The sequence below is a fragment of the uncultured Campylobacter sp. genome, assembly GCF_938045775.1.
Lineage (GTDB): Bacteria > Campylobacterota > Campylobacteria > Campylobacterales > Campylobacteraceae > Campylobacter_B.
Window position 1 is genome coordinate 1 of sequence record NZ_CALIBH010000111.1, and the last position, 9,928, is coordinate 9,928.

The window sequence follows — 9,928 nt, forward strand, 5'->3', positions numbered from 1 at the left end:
TCGGCATAAATTTTATCCCTATCCTCGCCATCTAGCTCAAGGACGATCTGTTTGGCTACGCGCACATCTCGCACGCCGCTAAATCCAAGCGAAGCGAGGGCGTGTTTGACCGCCTTGCCCTGCGGATCTAGCACACCCTCTTTAAGTCTTACGTTTACGATCACCTTCATCGCTTATCCTAAAATTCTACGCAAGACCTCTTCGTAGGCCACTTTTACGCTACCGAGATCCTGCCTGAATACGTCCTTGTCGAGCTTTTTGTCAGTTTGTTTATCCCAAAAGCGGCAGCTATCGGGGCTGATCTCATCTGCAAGCAGGATATTTCCGTCCTTATCCCTGCCGAGCTCGATTTTGAAATCCACGAGCTTTAAATTTCGCTCATCGAAAAATTTAATCAAAATTTCGTTGATCTTGCGCGCGATCTTTTTGAGCTCGTCAAGCTCGCTTTGGCTCTTTACGGCGCCAAGCAGCAAGCAATGCTCGTCGTTTAGTATCGGATCGCCCAGATCGTCGTCTTTGTAGCAAAACTCTACCAGCGTAAACGGAAGCTTAGTACCCTCTTTAATACCCAGGCGCTTTGTAAGCGAGCCGGTGGCGATATTTCGAGCGATGATCTCAAGCGGGAAAATTTTGCATTTTTTCACGAGCTGCTCGGTCGGGCTGATCGTCTCAACAAGCGCGGTGGCAATACCGTGCTTTTTAAGCAGATCAAAAATCAGCGTCGAAATTTTGCAATTCAGCGCACCTTTGCCGCTCTCTTCGGCTTTTTTGACGCCGTTAAACGCCGTCAGCGAATCTTTAAATTCCGAGATCAAAAGGTCGTCACTTTCGTTAACCGACCACATCTTTTTGCCCTTGCCTTCGTAGATGAGCTCTTTTTTGGTAGCTTGCATCACACTCTCCTTACTTGATGTTTAGAATTTTTATCGCGTCTATTGCGGTTTTTAACTGGATATCGTTATTAATCTGCTCTGCGGTGATGAAACTTTTCTCATCCTTTTTCTGAGCATCTTTTTTCTTGGTCTCGACCTTGGCTAACTCGCCTTGCAGGTGCTTTTTGAGATCGGCTTCTTTTAGCGAGAATTCATCCTCGTCGCGGCTCGGCACCTTGCCCGGCGCCACTATGAGATCAGGCGTCACGCCCACCGCTTGGATAGTGCGACCACTTGATAGATAGTATCGCGCTATGGTAAGCCGCAGAGCTTCTTTATCCTCTATCGGCAGGATCACCTGCACGCTTCCCTTGCCAAAAGTTTTTTCACCGACCAACACGGCGCGCTTTAGATCCTGAAGCGAGCCGCTTACGATCTCGCTTGCGCTTGCGCTGCCGCCATTGACCAAAACCACAAGCGGTAGATCGGTGATCTTCTTTTTAGGATCGGCGTTATGCGCTTCGGTTTCGTTTTTCGCGCGACCTTTTTGAGAGACAATAAGACCTTTGCCGACGAATAAATTTACGAGTCCGATCGCTTGATCCAAAAGCCCACCCGGGTTGTTTCGCAGATCCAAAATAATGCCTTTGGCGTCTTTGTGCTCTTTTATAAATTTGCTCGCGTCCGCTACCACGTGCTGATCGAAATTTGTAACGCGCAGATATAAAATTTTATCATCCTCGATCATCTTGGCATAGACCGATTCTACTTTGATTATGTCGCGGATAATCTCGACGTCGAAAGGCTTGCTAACTCCCTTACGCACGATCGTTAGAGTGATTTTGGTTTTCGGCTTACCGCGCATTTTTGAGACTGCATCGTCTATCGTGATGCCGAAGGTCGCATTGCCGTCGATACGCAAGATCACGTCGTTAGCCTGAATACCTTTCTTGTCGGCGGGAGTACCCTCGATAGGCGAGATAACGGTCAGAGCGCCGTCTTTCATACCCACCTGAATTCCAAGCCCACCGAACTCGCCCTCGGTCTGGACTTTCGTGTCGTTAAACGCCTTTTCGTCCATGTAGCTTGAGTGCGCGTCGAGGTTATTCATAAGCCCCGAGATCGTCTTGTCCACAAGCTCCGAGAATGTCATCTCATCGACATAATTGTTTTCGACGATCGCAAGTGTTTTAGTAAGCTTGGCTAGCGCCTCCAGACGCGTTTTTTCGCTATCTGGTTTTTTAGTCGCATTGACCTCTCTGGCTTGTAAATTTCCGGTAAAAAAACTGACGCCTAAAAATAGAGAAAATATGAATCCCAAGCCGAAGAAGAGGTGTTTTTGTCGCAAAGTTTATCCTTGAAAGTAAAATGGAGTGAATTTTATAGAAAATTGGCTAAAAATAAGGTAAATTTCATACGAAATTTGCGCGTTTACGGATAAATTTAAGCCGAAAATTTTAAAATCTCACTAAAAAACCTTGACATAAAGACACTAAAGTTATATAATGCAACCAACTTCAACTTTAGGAGAAAATTTATGAACGAAACTATTGAAATTTTAACCGATAAAATGCGCTCTTTGCTCGAAAGCAGCGTTTCTTTGGCGATCCATTCCAAAAATAGCGAAGTGGGCGTATTGCACATGCTCTGGGCTTTGGTAGCCGACAGCGGCTCGGTTCTAAATCAAATTTTTAATAAATTTAGCATCGAAAAGACCGCGGTCGAACTCGAGATCAAAAGCGAAATTTCAAATTTGCCGACCAGCTCAAACGTCACGAAGGAAAACGTGCGTATTTCGCGCGAGCTGATGAACTCACTTGAGCTCGCAAAGGGGCTGATGACGAGCTCGGGCGATAAATTTATCGCCGTAGATACCTGGCTGATCGCAAATTTAAACGCCGATCCGCTAAAGAAAATTCTGTCTAAATTTGCAGATCTTAGCGAGATCAAAAAAGAGCTAGAGGCGCTTCGCGGCGGCAAAAGCATCGATTCGCAAACCGCCGACGAAACTCTTGAGGCGCTTAGTAAATTCGGCGTCGATCTTACCGCCAAGGCGATCGCGGGCGAGCTCGATCCGGTCATCGGTCGCGACGAGGTGATCTCGCGAATGATGCAAATTTTAATCCGCAAGACGAAAAATAACCCTATCCTACTCGGCGAGCCGGGCGTTGGAAAAACCGCGGTCGTCGAAGGTCTTGCACAGCTGATCGCCAAAAAAGAGGTACCGCTCAGCCTGCAAAACAAACGCGTCATCGCGCTTGATATGAGCGCGCTGATTGCGGGCGCGAAGTATCGCGGCGAGTTTGAAGATAGGCTCAAAGCCGTCATAAACGAGGTCGTAAAAGCCTCGAACGTCGTGCTTTTCATCGATGAAATTCACACCATCGTAGGCGCGGGCGCAAGCGAAGGCTCTATGGACGCCGCAAATATCCTAAAGCCCGCTCTCGCGCGCGGCGAGCTGCACGCTATTGGCGCTACGACGCTGAAAGAGTACCGAAAGTATTTTGAAAAAGACGCTGCGCTTCAGCGCCGTTTCCAGCCCGTAACGGTCGCGGAGCCTAGCGTGAGCGAGGCTACGGCGATCCTGCGCGGCATAAAGGAGCGACTAGAAGTGCATCACAACGTCACCATCACCGATAGCGCGCTTGTGGCGGCCGCAAGGCTAAGCGACCGCTACATCAGCGATAGATTTCTACCTGATAAGGCGATCGATCTCATTGACGAAGCGGCGGCGGAGCTTAAAATGCAGATCGAAAGCGAGCCAAACGAGCTCGCCAAGGCTAAGCGCGACATCCTCACGCTTCAGGTCGAAAAGGAAGCCCTTAAGATGGAGGATGACGGCAAAAACGACGAGAGGCTCGCGCAGATCGATAAAGAGATCGAAAATTTAACCGAGCAGAAAAATGCGCTTCAGGCTAAATTCGAAAATGAAAAGTCCGTATTCGGCGGCATCAGCGAGGAGAAAAAGGCGATCGACAGCCTCAAAAACGAAGCTAGCCTAGCAAGACGCAACGGCGATCTTAGCAAGGCTGCCGAGATCGAATACGGCAAGATCCCCGCTGCGCAGGCGAAGGTCAAGGAGCTTGAGGCGAAGTGGGACGCGATGAAAGAAAACGGCGTGCTTTTGCGAAACCGCGTGGACGAGGAGAGCGTGGCTGAAATTTTAAGCAAATGGACGGGCATCTCGGTAAGCAAAATGCTCTCCTCCGAAAAGGAGAAATTCCTCCACATCGAGGAGCACTTAAAGCAGAGCGTCGTTGGGCAAGATGAGGCGCTGCACGCCATCGCTCGCGCCGTCAAGCGCAACAAAGCCGGTCTCGTGAACGAAAACCGCCCGATCGGAAGCTTTTTGTTTTTGGGCCCTACCGGCGTCGGCAAGACCGAGAGCGCAAAGAGCTTAGCGAGGTTTTTATTCGACGACGAGCGGGCGATGATCCGCTTTGATATGAGCGAGTATATGGAAAAACACAGCGTATCGCGCCTCCTCGGCGCGCCTCCTGGATACGTGGGCTACGATGAGGGCGGACAGCTTACCGAAGCTGTGCGCAGAAGGCCGTATTCGGTGCTGCTTTTTGATGAGATCGAAAAGGCGCACAAGGACGTTTTTAACATCCTGCTTGGAATTTTAGACGACGGGCGCGCAACCGATAACAAGGGCGTTACGGTTGATTTCAAAAACACTATCATCATCCTAACGAGCAATATCGGCTCGGCTAAGATTATGGAGCTTGACGCCAAAAATGCGGACAAGCCGCGCGAGGTCGCGCTTGCCGAGCGCGAGGAGGCGGTAAAGAGCGAGCTTAAGAATTATTTCAAGCCCGAATTTATCAACCGCCTGGACGACATCGTGATCTTCAACGCCCTAAGCGAGGACGATCTTATAAAAATCGTGGGCATTATGTTTAAGAGCCTGCAAAAAACGCTCGCAAACCGCGGCATTAACGCGAGCCTAAGCGAAAATGCCAAAAAGCTCATCGCCTCGGCGGGCTTTGATATCGAATACGGCGCAAGGCCGCTGCGCAGGGCGCTCTACGACCTGGTGGAGGATAAGATCGCCGATATGATCCTAAGCGACGAGATCAAAACCGGCGATCGGATCGAAATCGGCGCGCGTGACGGCGAAATAGAGATAAAGAGGGCAAAGTAAAATTTAGCGGAATTTATCCTGCGGGGTAAATTCCGCGCTTCGGTGGAGTAAATTTGGTAAAGTAAATCTAATACTTTATTAATTAATATAAATTGAGCGGGTAATCTATCCCCTTGGGAATTGAAACATCTCTTGCCAAACGACGAAAATTCTTATCCATTCCAGTAGAATTCCATCCCGTTGGGAATTGAAACATCTTGTTCCATTCGCTTTCGGTTTCCGCTTTCTGATAGAATTCCATCCCGTTGGGAATTGAAACCAAATATATAACAAGAAGCGAACTTAGTAATAAAGTAGAATTCCATCCCGTTGGGAATTGAAACCGAAGACCCGCTCCACAAACGAGTATCAATGCATCGGTAGAATTCCATCCCGTTGGGAATTGAAACAGGCTCACTAATGAAATATTCATAGAGCTTATTAACAGGTAGCATTCCATCCCGTTGGGAATTGAAACACTGTGATGATGTTGGGTATTTTGCCGAGGTTTAGTAGAATTCCATCCCGTTGGGAATTGAAACAAGCCATAATCGGATAGTTTAAACTGCTTTTGAGTGTAGAATTCCATCCCGTTGGGAATTGAAACAACGAGTTTTTAAAGGATGCTGATGCGCGTATAAAGTAGAATTCCATCCCGTTGGGAATTGAAACATAAATTCTTCATTAGTCATATTCTCTCCTTCAATGTAGAATTCCATCCCGTTGGGAATTGAAACTTTGCCGTAGCTATAAAAAAGACTTCTGCTTTGTGTAGAATTCCATCCCATTGGGAATTGAAACCGCTGCGATTGCTCGGTTTTGTTTTTAAAAAAGTTTCGTAGAATTCCATCCCGCTGGGAATTGAAACAACGTTTTAAGAACATATTTTAAAAGGTATGAAACGTAGAATTCCATTCCGTTGGGAATTGAAACTAATATCGTCGTCGTAGGCACTAAGCTGCATTATGGTAGAATTCCATCCCGTTGGAATTGAAACAAGATGGGCAACAAGTAGGAAGCTATAAGCATAGGTTGCGTAGAATTCCATCCCGTTGGGAATTAAAATGCTCTATTTAAAATTTCATTTTTCCCTCTCGCATAGTAGCATTCTATAGAATTTATCGAGCCAAATCCTGCTCGATAAAATTTTTACCAAATAAAATTCTGGGCTTTAAATTTTAAAATTTATTGAGTATAATTCCGCATTTCAGAGCTTAGAATTTTAAATTTAAGAAGCAGCGACTTCAAGCTGCGTGGTTCAAAACACGATGATTTTAGATTATAAAATTTAAAAAGGCGGGTAGGATTAGAATTTTAAAAATCGAAGTCGATGATCGGAATTTCAAACTTAAAAACCTGAAATTTTGAATCTGAAGCAGGGGCAAATTTTAGGATCGTTCCAAAATTTGCCCCTTTTAAATTTGCATATATCGAGCTCTATTCATAAAATTTTACGTATTAATTTACGCAAAATTTGGTCAAAAAAAGATAGTCTCATAAACTTATCTGCATTAAATTTTATCTCTTCTTTTTAGAATAAAAACCGCACGGACGCAATTATTAGCGATAATAAAGCGCTTATAATCATTATGCTAAAATTAAAATTTGAGCGATCAAGCAGATGACCCAACCAGGTCAAATCGGCTCTTACTAGAATTATCACGGCCAGCGGATAGGCATAAAATAAACTTATAAAAAATGCAGATGCGGCGGATATTTTATCCAGCAGAATAAAAGCCTTTATTTTGGAAAATACGAGGCAGCAGATGATTAGAGGCAAAATCACCGTCGCGCAAAATAGATACAATATCATAGCGCCGAAAATATCGCTTTCGCTATCGCTTGCTTCTTCGTGCCACGTTAGCTCAAAAGCTTTCATAACGATAGAAAACGGATTCGCGATATCGTGACCGCTATACTCCGCCAAAAAAACCGCATCTATGCTGGCAAATATAGCGCCCAGGCAGTCTATAGTAAAAAAAGAGCGAGGCGATCCAGAATAAAATCCTCACCCCTTTTTTAGCTCAAAACATTTTTTAATGAACTCTTTTATCACTCTAGCCCCTAATTTATAGCTTTTAATATCAATTTAGTTTTTATATTGCGTTCATTTCGGCACTTTTAAGACTCTTTGTCGTGATCTCTCATCAAATTTTAAGCTCTTCGTTGCCATCGTCTATCTTGCCCGTTGCGATCGTAAGCTAAAATTTTCATTCTACTTATTCACCTAATTTGATACCGTTAAAATTAGAATTATTTTTTATCCTTATCAAAAAATTTTGAATTGTAGTTAGTTAAAGATATCATCAAGGTTCGCTTATTGAAAGGAACTTTACCAAATCTATCAACAAGTGATTTATTCTGTTTTACTGATATCACAGTACCGTTATCATCAAAAATATAGTATTTTTTTATCCCTAAGAAATTTAAGCATTGAAAGATAATTATAAATATAAAGTTTATGATGATAGCCATTGCAAGATTTGTTATATACGTAATTTTATCTATCAAAGTTTTACTATCAAGTTTTGCAGTTTCTCCAAAACATGGAAAGTATGAATAAGTTATCTTTGTATGCTCCGTAAGCTGGATTTTCAGAACCTTTAAATTCCCCGCTAAATCCACATAGTCGCATTCTATTATTTTCTCAAAAATTCTAATTTGTAAGTCATTTACCAGCATACCTTTTAGCATTGCAAAATCTCCAAAAATCGTTTTGAAAAATATAAATATGCAAAGAGCTAGCTCGCCTTTTCTAAAACTACTACTAAAGAAACTTTCTATGGGAAAAAGAGATCTAATGGCGAATACTAATGCGAATATCAGGAAAAAAATTCCTACTGTTAATCTACTTTTTAGCAAATAGTCATTTTTTATCACTATCGGCTCCTTATCATAATCCCTCATAAATTTCCCCATTTTTATAAAAAGATATTTTGGCGTATTCTACCGCCTTATTCTTATGGTGCATTTAAAATTTAAAATCGCTTTGCCTTACCCAATTTTATGGTATTTTGCTGTTCTAAATTTTAAAATTTAAAGTCTGCGAATGACGGGTAAAATTCTAAATTTCAAAGTCTCTGTGCTACGCTAAATTTTAAAATTTCAAACAGGCAAAGGCGAGATAAAATTCTATCTCCTCCAAGTTTTATAAAATTTTAAAATTCTATGCCGACGTTCATCGCTAAATTTTAAAATTTCAAACTTGCGGAAGCGGGGTAAATTTCAAAATTTTAAACCCGCAAAGGCTTGCTAAATTTTAAAATTTAAAGCAAGCCAAGCATGGACAGAATTCTAAAATCCCATCCTACTTCGTTTTCTTTGCGCTGTCTTTACTAGCCGTTGCGTTGGCGTCGATGTAGCCCATCTGGACGAGTTTTTCGTAGATTTGCATTATCACGGGACCTGCCGCGCTTCCGCCTCCGCCGCCGTGTTCTACGAGCACGGTTACGGCGTATTGCGGCTTGTCGTACGGCCCAAAGCTAGTCATCCAAGCGTGCGAGCGGTGGAAGTAGTCCATATCGGCCTCTTTCATTCGCTTTTTGGTGGTCTGCGAGATGCCTACGACCTGCGCGGTTCCCGTCTTGACCGCTAGAGGCACTACTGCGGTATGGATGAGCTTGTAGGCGGTGCCTCCGTCGGGGTTGTTGCCGACCTCATACATCCCGCGTCGCACGAGCGGTAGCTGCGCCTTTTCTTTCGGCGTGAAAAGCTCGGTAGGGGCAAATTCTACCGGCTTGCCGTCGATGCTTTTTAAAAAATGCGGCGTGATAGCCTTGCCCGAGGCGATCTGCGCGGTGTTTTTCGCCACCTGCATAGGGGTTACGAGCACGTCGCCTTGACCGATCGAGGCATTGACCGTCTCACCCTGATACCACGCGCGCTTAAATTTCTGCATCTTCCAGGCCTTATTAGGCATCGTGCCTACAAACTCATTGGGCAGATCAACGCCTGTTTTACTACCAAACCCCAGACGCTGTAGATACGCGGACATATAGTCGATCCCCACTAGCAGTGAGCCTTCGTAAAAATACACGTCGCAGCTGCCTTTAATCGCCTCTACTAGGCTCACGCGGCCGTGACCCCAGCTCTTCCAGCAGCGAAATTTACGCCCTCCAAGCTCTATCGCGCCGCTGCAAAACACGCTCCAGTTTTCGTTGATCTTACCGCTGTTTAAAAAGCTCATCCCTACAGCCATCTTGATGACCGAGCCCGGCGGATAGAGGCCGTTTACGAGCTTATTCGTAAACGGATGGCGCGGGTCTTTTATCAGCTCATCCCACTGCGCCTGCGAAATTCCGCCTACGAAGGTGTTCAGATCGTACTCGGGGAAGCTGCCCGCCGCGATGATAGCGCCGTCGCGCAGATCCATCACGATCGCTACGCCGTCTTTATCTTTAAAAATTTCCTCGAGGTATTTTTGCAGCTCAAGATCGATGGTAAGCGAAATTTCGCTGCTGCTAGGCTCTTGCATCGAGATCTCCTCCACGACCTGATTTAGCGCCGTAACCTTCGTCTTGCGCTCGCCCTTGCTGCCCTGCAAAAGCTCGTTATAATACCCCTCGACGCCGCTTCTGCCGTTGTATCCGGTAAGTGCGCTTAGGGGGTTGTTTTGGATATCTTTTTTATTGGCGCGGCCTACGTAGCCGATGATGTGCGAAGCAAGCGCGCCGTAAGGGTAGAAGCGCTGCGAAGCGGGCGAAATTTTGATATTTTCGTGCAGGCTTAGGCTTGCAAAATGCTCTATCGTGGCGTTGTAGTCCAAAAACGGCACGACTTCGATAAAGTCTTGATTATAAGCGGAATTCGCGTCCTTGTAGCTCTTGCTCATCGCGGTGACGTTGAGATCTTTGAAGTAGCGCGAGATATTATTTAGCTCGCTTTGCAGCGCGGCGTCTTTTAGATGTGGCGCGATGGATAGCGAAAAGCC

7 protein-coding genes and 1 CRISPR repeat array are annotated in these 9,928 nt (G+C 45.2%); of the genes, 1 reads left to right on the forward strand and 6 read right to left on the reverse strand.

All coding sequences use genetic code 11. The annotated features are described in order from the left end of the window. The 3 genes from purS to Q0238_RS04190 all read right to left on the reverse strand — a co-directional run. Nucleotides 1–170, reverse strand: a 170-nt coding sequence (gene purS, locus Q0238_RS04180; RefSeq protein WP_297943180.1) for a phosphoribosylformylglycinamidine synthase subunit PurS, incomplete at its 3' end; no start/stop codon positions are given. A gap of 3 nt (nt 171–173) precedes the next feature. After that, nucleotides 174–893 (reverse strand): phosphoribosylaminoimidazolesuccinocarboxamide synthase, encoded by a 720-nt coding sequence (gene purC / locus Q0238_RS04185; RefSeq protein WP_297943169.1) that lies wholly within the window; start codon nt 891–893, stop codon nt 174–176. Nucleotides 894–903: 10 nt separating this feature from the next. Further along, the gene (locus tag Q0238_RS04190; protein ID WP_297943182.1) at nt 904–2,193 is read right to left on the reverse strand and encodes a S41 family peptidase; all 1,290 of its coding nucleotides are present in this window, start codon (nt 2,191–2,193) and stop codon (nt 904–906) included. A 216-nt stretch (nt 2,194–2,409) separates the two neighbouring features. Between Q0238_RS04190 and Q0238_RS04195 the strand changes: the two genes are divergently transcribed. Continuing rightward, the gene (locus Q0238_RS04195) at nt 2,410–5,019 is read left to right on the forward strand and encodes an AAA family ATPase (RefSeq protein ID WP_297943171.1); all 2,610 of its coding nucleotides are present in this window, start codon (nt 2,410–2,412) and stop codon (nt 5,017–5,019) included. 97 nt (nt 5,020–5,116) lie between these two features. Then, nucleotides 5,117–6,064: direct repeats of the CRISPR family, unit length 30 nt; unit sequence GTAGAATTCCATCCCGTTGGGAATTGAAAC. Between the two features lie 465 nt (nt 6,065–6,529). On the opposite strand, the gene Q0238_RS04200 is transcribed toward Q0238_RS04195, so the two are convergent. The 3 genes from Q0238_RS04200 to mrdA form a co-directional block, all read right to left on the reverse strand. Then, entirely contained in the window at nt 6,530–6,925 is a 396-nt protein-coding gene (locus Q0238_RS04200) for a hypothetical protein (RefSeq protein ID WP_297943173.1), read from the reverse strand. Between the two features lie 326 nt (nt 6,926–7,251). Then, on the reverse strand, nt 7,252–7,878 hold the full coding sequence (locus Q0238_RS04205) for a hypothetical protein (RefSeq protein WP_297943175.1): 627 nt from the start codon (nt 7,876–7,878) through the stop codon (nt 7,252–7,254). A 427-nt stretch (nt 7,879–8,305) separates the two neighbouring features. Then, nucleotides 8,306–9,928: penicillin-binding protein 2 (gene mrdA, locus Q0238_RS04210; RefSeq protein WP_297943178.1), on the reverse strand; the 1,623-nt coding region annotated here is incomplete at its 5' end.